This is a genomic window from Streptomyces sp. NPDC002851, assembly GCF_053591935.1.
The window spans coordinates 1-15,751 of the sequence record NZ_JBSFUT010000047.1 but is presented as its reverse complement, the minus strand read 5'-3'; the positions used below and the strand labels follow the sequence as shown (position 1 = coordinate 15,751).

Annotated in this window: 11 protein-coding genes; 4 read left to right on the top strand and 7 right to left on the bottom strand. The window is 71.9% G+C overall.

Annotation, left to right across the window (positions count from 1 at the left end; genetic code table 11):
• The first annotated feature begins 12 nt into the window (after window positions 1-12).
• The 3 genes from cydD to ACWD10_RS33845 all read left to right on the top strand — a co-directional run bounded on the left by cydD (window position 13) and on the right by ACWD10_RS33845 (window position 7,047).
• Window positions 13-4,002, top strand: a complete 3,990-nt coding sequence (cydD, locus tag ACWD10_RS33855) for a thiol reductant ABC exporter subunit CydD (protein ID WP_451097506.1) — start codon at window positions 13-15, stop codon at window positions 4,000-4,002.
• 85 nt (window positions 4,003-4,087) lie between these two features.
• The gene (locus ACWD10_RS33850) at window positions 4,088-5,824 is read left to right on the top strand and encodes a GAF domain-containing sensor histidine kinase (protein ID WP_451097505.1); all 1,737 of its coding nucleotides are present in this window, start codon (window positions 4,088-4,090) and stop codon (window positions 5,822-5,824) included.
• A 152-nt stretch (window positions 5,825-5,976) separates the two neighbouring features.
• Window positions 5,977-7,047 carry a peptidoglycan DD-metalloendopeptidase family protein gene (locus tag ACWD10_RS33845; protein WP_451097504.1) on the top strand — a complete coding sequence of 357 codons (1,071 nt, stop codon included), beginning with the start codon at window positions 5,977-5,979 and terminating at the stop codon, window positions 7,045-7,047.
• A gap of 86 nt (window positions 7,048-7,133) precedes the next feature.
• Here ACWD10_RS33845 and ACWD10_RS33840 read toward each other — a convergent pair whose 3' ends face one another.
• The 7 genes from ACWD10_RS33840 to ACWD10_RS33810 form a co-directional block, all read right to left on the bottom strand.
• On the bottom strand, window positions 7,134-8,006 hold the full coding sequence (locus ACWD10_RS33840) for a Cof-type HAD-IIB family hydrolase (RefSeq protein ID WP_451097503.1): 873 nt from the start codon (window positions 8,004-8,006) through the stop codon (window positions 7,134-7,136).
• 275 nt (window positions 8,007-8,281) lie between these two features.
• Window positions 8,282-9,205 carry an LLM class flavin-dependent oxidoreductase gene (locus ACWD10_RS33835; RefSeq protein ID WP_451097502.1) on the bottom strand — a complete coding sequence of 308 codons (924 nt, stop codon included), beginning with the start codon at window positions 9,203-9,205 and terminating at the stop codon, window positions 8,282-8,284.
• A 261-nt stretch (window positions 9,206-9,466) separates the two neighbouring features.
• Window positions 9,467-10,432, bottom strand: coding sequence for a MerR family transcriptional regulator (locus ACWD10_RS33830; protein WP_451097501.1), 966 nt, complete (start codon window positions 10,430-10,432; stop codon window positions 9,467-9,469).
• On the bottom strand, window positions 10,432-10,575 hold the full coding sequence (locus ACWD10_RS33825) for a hypothetical protein (RefSeq protein WP_451097500.1): 144 nt from the start codon (window positions 10,573-10,575) through the stop codon (window positions 10,432-10,434). Before ACWD10_RS33825 ends, ACWD10_RS33830 begins: the two co-directional genes overlap by 1 nt.
• Window positions 10,572-11,456, bottom strand: coding sequence for a metal-dependent hydrolase (locus ACWD10_RS33820; RefSeq protein ID WP_451097543.1), 885 nt, complete (start codon window positions 11,454-11,456; stop codon window positions 10,572-10,574). The genes ACWD10_RS33825 and ACWD10_RS33820 overlap by 4 nt, the downstream gene beginning before the upstream one ends.
• Window positions 11,457-11,650: 194 nt before the next feature.
• Entirely contained in the window at window positions 11,651-13,492 is a 1,842-nt protein-coding gene (locus tag ACWD10_RS33815; protein ID WP_451097499.1) for an SDR family oxidoreductase, read from the bottom strand.
• Complete coding sequence (locus tag ACWD10_RS33810; protein ID WP_451097498.1) at window positions 13,489-14,337, bottom strand: M24 family metallopeptidase; 849 nt, start codon at window positions 14,335-14,337, stop codon at window positions 13,489-13,491. The genes ACWD10_RS33815 and ACWD10_RS33810 overlap by 4 nt, the downstream gene beginning before the upstream one ends.
• Window positions 14,338-14,725: 388 nt before the next feature.
• On the opposite strand from ACWD10_RS33810, the gene ACWD10_RS33805 reads away from it, so the two are divergent.
• Window positions 14,726-15,688 carry an ABC transporter ATP-binding protein gene (locus ACWD10_RS33805; protein ID WP_451097497.1) on the top strand — a complete coding sequence of 321 codons (963 nt, stop codon included), beginning with the start codon at window positions 14,726-14,728 and terminating at the stop codon, window positions 15,686-15,688.
• Window positions 15,689-15,751: the final 63 nt, after the last annotated feature.

Here is a 15,751-nt window from a genome sequence, read left to right as displayed (position 1 = left end):
GGGCTGTTTCACGTGAAACCGATCGACCCGCGTCTGCTCCGGTACGCCAGGGCCACCCGCTTCTTCCTGATCGCGGTGGTGGTGCTCGGGCTGGCCGGGGCGGGCCTGGTCGTCGCCCAGGCGATGCTCATCGCCGAGGTCGTGGTGGGCGGTTTCCAGCAGGGGCTCGACGGCTCCGCGCTGCGTACGCCGTTGCTGCTGCTCGCGGCCGTGGCGGTGGGGCGCGGGGCCGTCGGCTGGCTCACCGAACTGTCCGCGCACCGGGCGAGCGCGGCGGTGAAGTCGGAGCTGCGGGGGCGGTTGCTCGAACGTGCCGGGGCCCTCGGGCCTGGCTGGCTGAGTGGGCAGCGCACCGGATCACTGGTAGCACTCGCCACCCGCGGGGTCGATGCGCTCGACGACTACTTCGCCCGCTATCTGCCCCAGCTGGGGCTCGCGGTCGTGGTGCCGGTCGCGGTGCTCGCGCGGATCGTCACCGAGGACTGGGTCTCTGCGGCGATCATCGTCGTCACCCTGCCGCTGATCCCGATCTTCATGGTGCTCATCGGCTGGGCGACCCAGGCCCGGATGGACCGTCAGTGGCGGCTGCTCTCCCGGCTTTCCGGGCACTTCCTCGATGTCGTCGCCGGGCTTCCGACCCTGAAGGTGTTCGGGCGGGCCAAGGCGCAGGCCGAGTCGATCCGGCGGATCACCGGCGAGTACCGGCGGGCCACGATGCGGACCCTGCGGATCGCCTTCCTGTCGTCGTTCGCGCTCGAACTGCTCGCCACCCTGTCGGTCGCGCTGGTGGCGGTGACCATCGGCATGCGGCTCGTGCACGGCGAGATGGACCTCTACATCGGTCTGGTCGTGCTTGTGCTCGCGCCCGAGGCGTATCTGCCGCTGCGGCAGGTGGGGGCGCAGTACCACGCGGCGGCGGAGGGGCTCGCCGCCGCCGAGGAAATCTTCGAGGTCCTGGAGACACCGGTGCCGTCGGCCGGTGAAGGGCCCGCCCCGAGCGGCAGGTTGAGCGTCGAGGGGGTGACGGTCCGGTACCCGGGACGGGAGACCGCCGCCGTCACCGGCGCGACGTTTCACGTGGAACAAGGCGAGACCGTGGCCCTGGTCGGGCCCAGCGGGGCGGGCAAGTCGACCCTCCTGAGCGCGCTGCTCGGCTTCGTACGGCCCGACGAAGGGCGGGTGCGGGTCGGCGGGACCGACCTGGCCACGGTCTCGCCGGAGGCCTGGCACGAGCGGGTCGCGTGGGTGCCGCAGCGGCCGCATCTGTACGCCGGGACCATCGCGGAGAACGTACGGCTCGCGCGGCCCGAGGCCTCCGACGACGCGGTACGCGCGGCGATGCGGGACGCGGGCGCCCTCGACTTCGTGGCCGCGCTGCCGGACGGCCTCGCGACCCGGCTCGGCGAGGACGGGGCCGGGCTCTCCGCCGGGCAGCGGCAACGGCTCGCACTGGCCCGGGCGTTCCTCGCGGACCGGCCCGTGCTGCTGCTCGACGAGCCGACGGCGAGCCTCGACGGGGCGACCGAGGCAGAGATCGTCGAGGCGGTCCGGCGCCTCGCCGTCGGCCGGACGGTGCTCCTTGTGGTGCACCGGCCCGCGCTGCTTGCGGTGGCTGACCGGGTCGTACGGCTTGGGGTGGATGGTGCCGGGTGTTCGGAGCTCGGCTCGGAGGGGGCGGGGCTTTCGGGGGTACGGCCGGTGGGGGCGGGGCCTTCTGGCGTGCGTCCGGATGGGGCTGCGGGTGTACGGCTGGCCGGGGATGGGGATCTGGCCGGGGACGCGGACGGGCGTCCGGCCGAGGCGGTGGATGCACGTCCGGCCGGAGCTGCGGCGGTACGTCCGGCCGGGGTGACCGACGGGGGTTCGGTATCGGTTACGGAGGTGGCGCCGGGCGGTGCCACGGCGGTACGGAGTGGTGACGTCGAGGCCGAGGCCGAGGCGGTCGTGCGGGAGGAGCGGGGGGAGCCGCACGTTGTGGGGGCGGTTTCTGCGTCGGCCCCGGCTTCGGTTTCGGCCTCGGCTTCACCCTCGCCCTCGGCTTCGGCCACGGCCTCGGCACGCCCCGAGGGTGTGCGTTCCAAGGGCGGGCGCGAACTGCTCGGGCGGGTGCGGGACATGGCCGGGGAGCGGCGGGGGCGGCTGCTTCTGGGGTTGCTGCTCGGGAGCCTCGCGCTCGGCAGTGCGGTCGGGCTGATGGCCACCTCGGGGTGGCTGATCGCGCGGGCCTCCGAGCAGCCTCCGGTGCTGTATCTGATGGTGGCGGTGACCGCGACCCGGGCGTTCGGTCTGGGGCGCGCGGTCTTCCGGTACGCCGAGCGCCTGGTCACGCACGACGCCGTACTGCGGATGCTGGCCGACACCCGGGTCGCCGTATACCGCCGCCTGGAGCGGCTTGCGCCTGCCGGGCTGCACCGGGCCAGGCGCGGGGATCTGCTGACCCGTCTGGTCGGCGATGTGGACGCGCTCCAGGACTACTGGCTGCGCTGGCTGCTGCCCGCGTCGGCGGCCGTGGTCGTCTCGGCCGGGGCGGTCGGGTTCACCGCGTGGCTGCTGCCCGAGGCGGGCGTGCTGCTCGCCGGGGGGCTGCTCGTCGCCGGTGCCGGGGTGCCCGTCCTGAGCGGCGCCCTGGCCCGCCGGGCGGAGCGGCGGCTCGCCCCGGCACGCGGCGCCCTGGCCATCCGGGTTGCCGATCTCCTCACCGGCACCGCCGAGTTGACCGTCGCCGGGGCGCTGCGCGCACGTACGGCCGAGGCGCGGGCGGCCGACCGGGAGCTCACCGGGATCGCGTCCCGGGCCGCCTCCGCCACCGCGCTCGGCGCCGGGCTCTCCGCCCTCGCCTGCGGTCTGACCGTGGCCGCGGCGGCGCTCGCCGGGGTGGGGGCCGTCCGCGACGGGCGGCTCAGCGGGGTCGCGCTCGCGGTCGTGGTGCTCACGCCGCTGGCCGCGTTCGAGGCGGTGGCCGGGCTGCCGCTCGCGGTGCAGTTCCGGCAGCGGGTGCGCAAGAGCGCGGAGCGGGTGTTCGAGGTGCTCGACGCTCCGGATCCGGTACGGGAACCGGCCGCGCCCGCCGAGTTCGCGCCCGCAGAGCGGATGGCTCCCGATCGCGTCCCCACGGAGACCGAGCTCGTGCCCGTCGAAGCCGAGCCTGTGCCTGTGGAAGCCGAACTCGTGCCCGCGGGAGCCGAGCCGTACGCCGAACGGGCCGAGGCCCCCGGCGCCCCCCGGAAGTCGGTCTCCGCACCGCCCCCCGATCCCTTCCCGGTGCGGGTCGACGGGCTGTTCGCGCGGCACGCGGAACAGCGGGCCCACGCGCTCGCCGATGTCGGGCTCACCCTGGACCGGGGCCGCCGGGTCGCCGTCGTCGGCCCGTCGGGTTCCGGCAAGACGACCCTCGCCCAGGTGCTGCTGCGCTTCCTGGACGCCGAGGCGGGGACGTACCGCCTGGGCGAAACGGACGCGTACGTCCTGAACGGTGACGAGGTGCGCCGCGTGGTCGGCCTGTGTGCCCAGGACGCGCACATCTTCGACAGCTCGATCCGGGAGAACCTCAGGCTCGCCAGGACCGGCGCGACAGAGGACGAGCTGCGCGACGCGCTCGCCCGGGCCCGGCTCCTGGACTGGGCCGACTCGCTGCCCGACGGCCTGGACACCCTGGTGGGCGAGCACGGTGCCCGGCTCTCCGGCGGGCAGCGGCAGCGGCTCGCCCTGGCCCGCGCGCTGCTCGCCGACTTCCCCGTCCTCGTACTGGACGAACCGGCCGAGCACCTCGACCTGGAGACCGCGGACGCCCTGACCGCCGACCTCCTGGCGGTGACCGAGGGGCGGACGACGCTGCTGATCACACACCGGCTCGCCGGGCTCGACGCGGTGGACGAGGTGATCGTCCTGGACGAGGGGCGGGTCGTGCAGCGCGGCGGGTACGCGGAGCTGGCCGCCGAGGAGGGCGGGGTGCTGGCGCGGATGCTGGCGCGTGAACGGGAGACGGAGCTGGTGCGGGCCTAGAGGGTGTCTCCCCATCTACAAACCCGTACCCGATAGACCCGTACCCGACTTTCCTTGATAAATAGGACTTACTACGCTCAAGGGCATGTCAGCGCCCGCAGTCCCCGAAGATTCGCCGCCGCCCTTTCCGGATCGGAATGCGACCGGCACGGCCGCCGCCGAGCAGGCGGCGCGCAGTCTGCAGGCGCTCCCCGAGGAACTGGCCGCGCGGCTGCCGCAGTTGCTGGAGGCCATGGTCTCGGTGGGCAGCGGGCTCCAGCTGCACACCACCCTGGACCGCATCGCGGAGACCGCGGCCAGCCTCACGGGCGCCCGGTACGCGGCGATCGGCGTGATCAACGACCAGGGCGATGGGCTCGCCGACTTCATCACGCACGGCATCTCGGACGAGGAGCGCGAGCGCATCGGCGCGCCGCCGGACGGCCGCAGCGGGGTGCTCGGCGCGCTCATCCAGGACCCGGTGTCGCTGCGCCTCGATGACCTGAGCAAGGACCCGCGGTCGCGGGGTTTCCCGCCGCACCACCCGCCGATGCACACCTTCATCGGGGTGCCGATCCGGGTGGGGGACGAGGTGTTCGGCAACCTGTATCTCACCGAGAAGCGGGGCGGTCGGCCGTTCAACGACTACGACCTGCACATGGTGAAGGTGCTCGCCACCGAGGCCGGGATCCAGATCGGCAACGCGCGCTTGTATGAGGCGACCCGGCAGCGCGAGCGCTGGATCGACGGCTCGGTGGCCGTCACCACGGCGCTGCTCTCCGGGGCGGACGCGGACGACGCGCTGACCGTCGTCGCCGAACAGGCGCGGAAGCTGGCCGACTCGGCGTCCGCGATGGTGCTGCTGCCCGCGCCGGAGGGCGGCCTGGAGATCGTGGCGGTCTCCTCGGACGAACTGGCGACCCCGCTCGGCGTCGTGGTGCCGCCGGAGTCGCCCGCCGTGGACCAATTGCTCTCCGGGGAGCCGCTGTTCGTGGACGACGCCCGGTCCGACCCCCGGCTGATCACCAACTTCGCCCAGAACTACGGTCCCGCGATGCTGCTGCCGTTGAACAGCGGTGGCCGGGTGCTCGGTGCGCTTGCCACGCCGCGGGCGCCGGGTGCGGCGCCCTTCACCGAGGCGGAGAAGACGCTCGCCAGCCAGTTCGCGGCGCAGGCCGCGCTGGCCCTGATGATGGCCGAGGCGCAGCGCGACCGGGAGCGCCTCGCGGTCTTCGAGGACCGTGACCGGATCGCCCGTGACCTGCACGACCTGGTCATTCAGCGGCTCTTCGCCACCGGGATGATGCTGGAGAGCGCGCAGCGCCGGGCGGTCGTGCCCGATGTGCGGGACGGTGTCGGGACGGCGGTCGACGAGCTCGATGTGACCATCCAGGAGATCCGTACGGCGATCTTCGCGCTTCAGCAGGGGCCCGCCGAGCCTCCGTCCGGGCTGCGGACCCGGGTGCTCCGGGAGATCAACATGGCGGCCGTTCCGCTGGGCTTCAAGCCGTCGAGCCGGTTCGTCGGGCCGGTCGACACCGTGGTGGGCGAGCTGGTCGGCAAGAACCTCATCGCGGCGCTGCGCGAGGCGCTGTCCAATGCGTTCCGGCATGCCGAGGCGACCCGGATCGAGGTCGTCGTGGACGCGGCGGCGACGTTGCCGGACGGGCGGCCCGGGGTGCGCCTCACGGTGGCGGACGACGGGGTCGGTATTCCGGAGGGCGGGCGGCGCAGCGGCCTGAAGAACCTCAAGCGGCGTGCGGAGTCCCTGGGCGGGGACAGTTGGTACGGGCCGGGGCTCGGGGAGCGGGGGACGTCCGTGGTGTGGCAGGCGCCCCACTGACCAACCACGCCGTACGGCTCGGGCTTGGTCCGTGACTTGGTTCGTGGCTTGGGCCGTGACTTGGTCTGTGACTTGGTCCGTACGTGGGCGTGGCTCACTCCGTTGCCGTTCTCAGGCGGGCGGGGCGCGCCGGTGCGGGCGACGATCCGGGAATGTGCCGCTCCGCTCGCCGTCCGCTGACCGCTCCGGTGGTGCTGTGTGTGCTCGTCGCGCTGCTCGTGGGCGTACGCGGTCCCACCGACGCACTCGGCGGGGCCCCCGCCGCCGAGGGGCCGGAGTCGACGAGTGCCGAGGTGGCGCGGCTGTACGAGGAGGCCGCGAAGGCCACCGAACGGTACGAGGCCGGGCGGCGGGCGGCGGAGCGACAGCGTGCCAAGGCCGAACGCCTGGAGGAGCTGCTCGACCAGAAGCGCCATGAACTGCGGCTGCTCCACGATGACTTGGGCCGGATCGCGCGCTCCCAGTACCGCACCGGCGGCGATGTGTCGTACACCGCCCAGCTGCTCCTGGCCGAGGATCCCGAGGCGCTGATGCGCAGTCAGCGGCTCTCCTGGCAGGCCGATCTCGCGATGAACAATGCCATCGCAAGCAGCCAACGGGCGGAGCGGGCCCTGAACGCCGGGAAGGAGCGGGCGAAGGCGGCCTGGCAGTCGCTTCAGGCGCGCCAGGCGGACCTGGCCGAACTGAAGCGCGGCATCGAGCAGAAGCTGGAGCAGGCCCGGGCGACGCTGGAGCAGGAGGCCGAACAGCAGGTCACGGCGGGCGCGTGCCGGGGCGCCGCGCGCCTGGACCAGCCGGAGCCGTTCGCCTACGAGCCCTGGGTCGCGCCCGTGGAGACGTACCAACTCTCCGCCGGATTCGGTGGTTCCGGCGAGCACTGGGCGAACCGGCACACCGGGCAGGACTTCGCCGTCGACATCGGCACACCGGTCCGCGCGGTCGGCGAGGGACGGGTGGAGCAGGTGAAGTGCGGGGCGGGCTTCGGCATGGAGGTCCTGATCAAGCACTCGGACGGGTACTACACGCAGTACGCGCACCTGGCGTCGGTCACCGTCGACCAGGGGGAACGGGTGCGGACCGGGCAGTGGCTCGGGCAGGCGGGCTCGACCGGCAACTCGACCGGTCCGCACCTGCACTTCGAGGCGCGGGTCACCCCACATCTGGGGTCGGCGGTGGATCCGGTGGCGTGGCTGGCGGAGCGCGGGGTGCCGGTGGGGTCCTAGGGGGAGACGCCCCCTAGGACCTGTCGTCAAACTCCCGCCTGCCGCGCGACGCCTGGCAGGCGCGCTTGATGCTCCTGGCCGAGTGCCTAGCTCTTGATGCCGAGGAGCTGTTCGATGACGAGGGCGACGCCGTCCTCGTTGTTGGGGTCGGTCCGGGCCGAGGCCGCGGCGAGCACATCGGGGTGGGCATTGCCCATGGCGTACGAGCGGCCGGCCCAGGTCAGCATCTCGATGTCGTTCGGCATGTCTCCGAAGGCCACGACCTCCGCGGGGGCGATGCCGCGCTCGGCGCAGCACAGCGCCAGGGTGCTCGCCTTGGAGACGCCCGGTCCGCTGATCTCCAGGAGTGCCGTGGGGCTGGACCGGGTGACGGACGCCGTGTCGCCGATCGCCGTACGGGCCAGGCCGAGGAACTCGTCCGGGGACAGCTCGGCGTGGTGGGCGAGGAGCTTGAGGACCGGCTGGTCGCCCGCCGACGGGTCGGCGGGGAACTCGGCGAGCAGCTTCTCGGCCGGTGCGATGGTGACCGCGGGGTCGAGGTGCATCGGCGGGTAGGCCAGCTCGTGGTGGATGCCGCTGGTCCGCTCCACCGCGAAGGACGTGCCGGGGGCGGCGGTGCGCAGGATGTCGACGACGCTCAGGGCCGGGTCCCGGTCCAGGGGGCGGACCTTCACGAAGCGGTGGGTGTCGGGGCCGCCGTGCAGATCGACCACGGCGGCGCCGTTGCCGCAGATGGCCAGGCCGTGGCCGTGCACGTGGTCGCTGACGACATCCATCCAGCGGGCGGGGCGTCCGGTGACGAAGAAGACCTCGACTCCGGCCTCCTCGGCGGCGGCCAGGGCCGCGACCGTGCGGTCCGACACCGACTTGTCGTCGCGCAGCAGGGTGCCGTCGAGGTCGGTGGCGATCAGCCGCGGCGTGGTGGCGGGGGCCGGTGAGGGCGCAGGCGCTGAGGTCATATCGGAATGGTGCCGCATATGCCCCACGTGCGTTCCCGCCGGTGCACATCTGAGGCCGATGCGGCACTGTTGAGAGGGCCGCATCGGCTGATCCTTTTCGGTTCTGCCGGTGATCTGGTGATCGCTTTCGGTGCCGATGCCGCCGTGATCGTTCCTGGTCCCGTCGGACCCTTTCCGTCGGGCCCTTGCCGTCGAACCTTGCCGTCGTCTGGGCCCGTCGAACCCTTCCCGGCCGCGCCCCCCCGGGACCTTCCTTCCGGATCTCCCCGGTCCGTTCAGCGGCTGAGCTGGCCCAGCGCCTCCGTGGCGATGCGCTCGAAGACCGTCTGGTCGGCGGCGAAGTCCGAGTCCGGGATCGGCCAGTGCACGACAAACTCGGTGATGCCGAGCTCGGCATGGCGGCCCGCGAAGTCCACGAACGCGTCGACCGACTCCAGCGGGCGGGCGCGGTCCGGCGTGAAGCCGATGAGCAGCACCTTGTCGAGGTCTGCGGTGTCCCGGCCGAGGTCCGAGCACTCCTTGTCGAGCCGTTCGAGCTGGCCGCGAATGGCCTGAACCGACTGTTCCGGCGTGCCCGACGCGCTGACCTTCGGGTCCCCCGTGGTCACCCATGCCTGCCCGTGCTTGGCCGCGAGCTTCAGGCCGCGGGGGCCGGTGGCCGCGACGGCGAACGGGAGGCGGGGGGTCTGGACACAGCCGGGTACGTTGCGCGCCTCGCTCGCCGAGTAGAACGTGCCCTCGTACGTCACCTCGGCGGGCTCCCGCAGCAGCCGGTCGAGCAGCGGGACGAACTCGCCGAACCGGTCGGCGCGCTCGCGCGGCGTCCAGGGCTCCTCGCCGGTCTTGAGGAGGGTGGTCGCGTCCCAGCCGTTCCCGCCCGCGCCGACGCCGAGGGTGATCCGGCCGCCGGAGATGTCGTCGAGCGTGATCAGCTCCTTGGCGAGCGTGACGGGGTGCCGGAAGTTCGGCGAGGTCACGAGGGTGCCGAGGCGCAGCCGGGAGGTGGCGGCGGCCGCGGCGGTCAGGGTGGGCACCGCGCCGAACCAGGGTCCGTCACGGAAGGTGCGCCACGCCAGGTGGTCATACGTGTACGCGGTGTGGAAGCCGAGCTCCTCGGCGCGCTGCCAGCGGGCGCGGCCGCCGTCGGACCAGCGGTGGATGGGCAGTATGAGGGTGCTCAGTCGCAGGGAGGTGCTCATGGTGCGAGCCTACGTGCGGCTGCTTTTCCGTGCGCCGCTCTCCCTGCCTCCCGCTCCCGGTCCCCCCGCTCCTGGTCGCCCCCGCTCCCGGTTGCCCTCCGCTTCTCACGCTCCCCGTTGCTGGACGTTCGCCGGGGCGTTCGCATAAGTTCCGTGAATTCACTTAATTTTTACCGGAGTTATGCATGATCCACAGCCAACCCAGGTTATCCACAGGTCTGTTGAATGTCCCTGTGGACAACGAGACAACTCCTCTGCGTCCTAGGCGAGTTCGTCAATCGCCTCTCCTGGTCCGTCATTTGACGTGAGCGCGTCCAACTGCCTGGCTCTCACCTCACGTTCGGTAGCGAGCGCGATGAACTCCGCGGCGCGCTCCGAGCCAACCAGCGCCTGTACGGAGTGCATTGTGTCGGCCGGCAGGGTGACCGGTACATCGGTGACCGGTGGGTCGGGTCGGGCGGCCGGTGGGGTCGGGGCCGCCAGGTGATGGTGGAGGTGGCGGGTCGCGAATGTCCGCATGGCGCGGGCGAGTTCGACGTCCACCGTCTGCTGGGCGAGCGGGCGCAGCTTGCGTACCAGCTCGGCCGCTTCGTCGGCCTCCGCGTCGCTCGGCGGGTGGTGGCCCAGGTAGCGGGCGAAGACGTGTTCGGTGGTGAACTCCAGGAAGCGGGAGGCGATGTGCTCCACCTGGACCCGCAACTCCCGCAGATGATCGGCGATTGCGGATAGCGGTACGCCCGCCGCATGCAACTCGGCGGCCACGGCGAGCTCTTGGGGGCTCGGCACCAGAAACGCGTCGTCCCGGTCCGGAATGCGCACCAGGACGCCGAGTTCCACCGCGTCGTCGATGGCGGCCTCGTCGGGCTTGCCGCCGAACTTCGCGTCCAGTTCGGCCCGGGTGATCCGGTCCGCCTCCTCGTCCGACCATGGGCGGTCGATCTCCGCGACCAGGCCGAGCACCCCGCCCAGGCCGCGGCCCGCGTCCCAGGCTTCCAGGAGCTCCTTGATGGACGCCAGGGTGTAGCCGCGGTCGAGCAGCGCGGCGATCTGGTGGAGCCGGGTCAGATGCGCGTCGCCGTACACATTGGACCGGCCACGCCGCTCCGGCCGGGGGAGCAGCCCGCGGTCCTGGTAGGCGCGGATCGTACGGACCGTGGCCCCGCTGTGCTGGGCCAGATCCTCGATCCGGTACTCGGAGACTGACGCCACGCTCCCCCGCCCTTCCATCACCGTGCTGCCCTGCCTCGGCCGACCACGCCTGCCAGGCCGATCAGGCCGATCAGGCCGACCGGGCCGACCACGCCGAGTAGGCCGACCGGGCCGACCGTGGCCGTCGTATCCCGGCCGCACGCCCCGCGCAGCCCCGTCACGTGATCGCCGCGCGCCCGACCGCGCCCGCCGCGACGCGGGCCGCGGGCGACTGCGCCAGATATGCGACGGCCCTGCGCAGCGAGCCCTCCTGCGAGGGATGGTACGACCGCCGCAGGTAGCGGGGTATCGCGGCGGCGATCGACCGCGAGGTGGGCAGCAGGCCCTTGCGTACGGCCTTGTTGTGCTCGGTGAGCGAGTAGCGCAGTCGGCCCGCGAGTTCCGGGTCGTGCCGGATCAGGTAGGCGGAGCCCCAGATCCACAGGAACAGCATCACGGGCGCGGTGACCGCCATGCCGCCCACCCGGCGGGCGTACCGCGGCAGCCCCCGGCCCCCGCAGTGCTGGTACATGTCGAAGGCGACCGAGCGGTGCTCGACCTCCTCCGCGCCGTGCCAGCGCAGCAGGTCCAGCATGACCTCGTCCGCACCGGCCGCGTCCAGGCCCTCGGCGCCGAGCACCCAGTCGCCCAGGACCGCCGTGAACTGCTCGATCGCGGCGATGATGGAGAGCCGCACGCGCAGCCACTCCTGGGTGGGTATCGGGATGCCCAACGGCGGGGTCTCGCCGAGGAGTTTCTCGAAGAGGAAGTCGACGTACTTCGTGTACGGCTGGGTGTCCAGGTGCTGCGCGGCCAGGTGGTCGAGCACATACGCGTGCTGCACGCTGTGCGTGGCCTCCTGGCCCATGAACCCCTTGACGTCCTTCAGGAGCACCGGGTCCGTGACGAGCGGCAGGCCCTCCTTGAAGACCTTCACGAACCACCGCTCGCCCGCGGGAAGCAGCAGATGCAGCACGTTGATCACGTGTGTCGCGGTGGGCTCGCCCGGTATCCAGTGCAGCGGCGTCCGCTCCCAGTCGAAGGCGACCCGGCGGGGAACGATCGCGTAGTGCTCTTCGGTCCCGGTCTTTTGGGTGCCGGTCTTTTGGGCGCTGGTCTCTTCGGTGGCGGTCTTTTGGGTGCCGGTCTCTTTGGTGCCCGCCTTTTCGGTGACGCCAGCCCTGTGCTCTTCGCTCGCGGTGTGCTTGTTGGTGTCGGTGTGCTCCTCGGGGCTTGATCCGTACGCGCTCTCGGTGCTCACAGCGGCGGCTCCAATCGGGCGATCGCACGCAGCGCCTTGGGCGTGAAGCGGGACATCAGGTGGGCGCCGCGCGCCTCCGGGGTGACCGGGACGACGGCCTGGTTCTTGACCACGGCGCCCAGGATCGCGTCAGCGACCTTCTCCGGCGGGTAGTTGCGCAGGCCGTAGAGGCGGGAGGACTTCTTCTGGCGGCGCTTCTCCTCCGCCTCGTCGACACCGGCGAAATGCGTGGTCGCCGTGATGTTGGTGTTCACGAAGCCCGGGCAGATCGCGGAGACGCCGATGTCCTTCGCGGCCAGCTCGGCGCGCAGGCACTCGCTGAGCATCAGCACGGCGGCCTTGGAGGTGCTGTACGCGGGCAGGGCCCTGGAGGGCTGATAGGCCGCCGCCGACGCGGTGTTGACGATATGGCCGCCCTGGCCGCGGTCGGCCATCTGCTTGCCGAATATCCGGCAGCCGTGGATGACGCCCCACAGATTGACGTCCAGGACCTTCTTCCAGTCCTCGGCCGTGGTGTCGAAGAAGGAGCCGGAGACGCCTATCCCGGCGTTGTTCACCAGGACGTCCACGATGCCGTACTCGTGGGCGACCTTCTCGGCGAGCTTCTCCATGGCCTGCTCGTCGGTGACGTCGACCGTCTCGGCCCAGGCGGCGGGTGCGCCGATGAGCTGGGCCAATTCGGCCGTACGGGCCACGCCCTCGGCATCCCGGTCGACCGCCACCACTCGGGCCCCGGCCTCCGCGAAGGCGAACGCGGTGGCCCGGCCGATGCCGCTGGCCGCGCCGGTGACCAGGACGAGCTGTCCGCCGAATCGGTCGGCGTGCTTGCCCGCCGCCCGGGAATTCCGTACCGCCACCGCGGCCCCCTGTGTCTCTCGGTCGCCGAGGGCGCCGGGCGCGGCCGGTGCGCTCAGGTCGTCATGGGCCGTCACGAAGTCCGTGATCCAGGCCGTCAGTTGGTCGGGCCGGGTGCGCGGGATCCAGTGCATGCCCGCCAAGGTCCTGCGGGTCAACTGCGGGACCCACAGTTCCAGTTCGTCGTAGAGCCGCGGGGACAGGAAGGCGTCGCCGGTCGGCGTGATCAGCTGCACGGGTGCGTGCGCGTACGCGTCGGAGCGCGGGTGGAACAGCCGTGCCCGGACGTTGTCCCGGTAGAGCCAGGCGCCGTGGGCCGCGTCCGAGGGCAGCGAGGGCGTCGGGTAGCCGCCGCGGGGGACCTTCTCGAAGCGGCTCAGGATCTTCGGCCACTGCTTGCCGAGCGGGCCGCGCCAGGCCAGCTCGGGCAGCACGGGCGTGTGCAGCATGTACACGTACCACGACTTGGCGCCCTGGCCGAGGAGTTGACCGACCCGGCGCGGGGTCGGGCGGGTCATCCGCTTCTTGATCCAGTGCCCGAAGTGGTCAAGGGACGGGCCCGACATCGAGGTGAAGGAGGCGATCCGGCCCTCGGTGCGCTTGACCGTCACGAACTCCCAGGACTGCACCGAGCCCCAGTCGTGCCCCACCACATGCACCGGCTTGTCGGGGCTGACCGCGTCCACGACCGCCAGGAAGTCGTCGGTCAGCTTCTCCAGGGTGAAACCACCGCGCAGCGGGGTCGGCGCGGTCGAGCGGCCGTGGCCGCGCACGTCGTACAGGACCACATGGAAGCGGTCCGCCAGCCGGGCCGCGACCTCCGACCAGACCTCCTTGGAGTCCGGATAGCCGTGCACAAGCACGACCGTCGGCCGGTCGGCTTCGCCCAGCTCGGCGACGCACAGCTCCACGCCGCCCGTACGCACCCAGCGCTCCCGCGCGCCCCTCAACAGACCCTCGCCCTTCAACAGACCCTCGCTCATGCGGCCTTCGCCTCCGCCCAGCGCCGCACATGCGGCAGATCGTCATCCAGCCAGAACGCGCGCTGCTCGGGGTCCTTGGAGTCGGTGACGACCAGGATCTCCTCGAACTTCGCGCCCGTACCCCTGAATCCGAGGTGCGGCTCGACCGCCCAGAGCCCGGGCTGCGGGGGGTGGTCGGAGAACTTGTACGGGCTCCACAGCGGGGACCAGCCGTCCCGGTGGCCGTGCAACGCATCGCTCGCGAGGCCCTTCAGGGACTGGGTGCCGAAGCCGAACAGCGTGGGCGAGAAGCGCCGCTGCTTGACCCGGTCGACCTTGTGCGCGATCACGCCGAAGGGATAGGCGCGGTGCCGGTTGGCATAGCCCTGGCGGGTCATCAGGCGCTCCACGTCCTCGTAGATCTCCCGCAGCCTGCGGCCCTCGCGGACCTCGCGCAGAATCAGGGCGCGGTGCTCCTCCAGGTCGGCGAGGAGCTTGTCGTGCACGGGGTTGAGGCCGAGACAGCCCGAGTAGCCGATGTCCGCCGTATAGCCCTTGTAGACCGGGGCCATGTCGAGGATGAACGGCATCCCCGGCTCCAGCTTCCGGTCGGTCGGGAAGAACTGAAGCGGGATCTTGAAGCCGACGAAGGCCGTGCGGTCCCCGAACCACGCGAAGGGCAGGTGGAACCAGTCGCGCACGCCGCGCTCGCGCAGCCACTCCCGCTGCATACGGGCCGCCTCGCGCTCCGTCACGCCCGGCCTGAGCTGCGCCGCGACCGACTCCGCGCACGCGTACGCGAGCGTCTGCACTTCTCTGAACCCCCGCAGTTCAGCGCTGAGTTCGGTGTCCACTGCTGAGGTCATGCCACCGTCCGTCCCGTGATCGGCATCAGCCCTGCGGCCCGCCTGCGCTACGTGTCCGTAACTTGACACTGATGAATGTGACAATGCCCGGCGGCTGCGTCAAGGGGCTTGCAGCAGGCTGTGGATAACTTCTGCGGCCGGGGCGGGCGGGCCTGCGGCGCTTCTTTCCCCGGTCCCGCCCCTTCCCGGCTGTGCCGATATGCGGCCAACGCCGCGTGGGGCGGCGCTGCCCCCGGACCCCCGCTCCTCAAACGCCGGAGGGGGCTGGTTCTGCCGGAGGGGCTGGTTCTGGGGGCGTACCCCTACGGGCCCCTACGCCCCAGGGCGTAGACCGATACAGGAGTCTGGTCTGACGTCGGCTGTGGCCCCCGCCACTACCGTCGAAAACGTGACTGTGATCGCGACCGAAAGCCTCAGCAAGCGGTTCCCCCGGGTGACCGCTCTCGACCGGCTCTCCGTGGACATCGGCCCGGGTGTGACCGGGCTCGTTGGGGCCAACGGAGCCGGTAAGTCCACTCTGATCAAGATTCTGCTCGGCCTGTCCCCGGCGACCGAGGGCCGCGGTGAGGTCCTCGGCCTGGACATCGCCACCGAAGGCGCCGCCATCCGCGAGCGTGTCGGGTACATGCCCGAGCACGACTGTCTGCCGCCCGACGTCTCGGCCACCGAGTTCGTCGTCCACATGGCGCGGATGTCCGGCCTGCCGCCCACCGCGGCCCGCGAGCGCACCGCCGACACGCTGCGCCACGTCGGGCTCTACGAAGAGCGCTACCGCCCCATCGGCGGCTACTCGACCGGCATGAAGCAGCGGGTCAAGCTCGCCCAGGCGCTCGTCCACGACCCCTCCGTGGTCTTCCTGGACGAGCCCACCAACGGCCTCGACCCCGTCGGCCGGGACGAGATGCTCGGCCTGATCCGCCGGGTGCACACCGACTTCGGCATCTCCGTCCTGGTCACCTCGCACCTCCTCGGCGAGCTCGAGCGCACCTGCGACCACGTCGTGATCATCGACGGCGGGAAGCTGCTGCGTTCCAGCTCCACCCGTGACTTCACCCAGACCATGGGCACCCTCGCCGTCGAGGTCACCGACACCGACGAACGGCCCGACGGCACCGGTGCGTTGCGGCAGGCGCTTCAGGAGCGCGGCGGCAGCCTGGTGCACGCGCGCGAGGAGGGCCTGCCCGGCGCCGGGCACATCCTGCTCGTCGAGGCGACGGGCGAGGAGACGTACGACCTCGTGCGCGACGCGGTCGCCGGGCTCGGCCTCGGACTCGTCCGCATGGAACAGCGCAGGCACCAGATCGCCGAGGTGTTCCGCGACCACGACGAGCGGGCGGCGCAGACCCGGTGACCGGGCTGCTCACGGCCGCCGAGCTGCTTCCGCCCGGGCGGCCGAGCGAGCTGGTCAAGGACC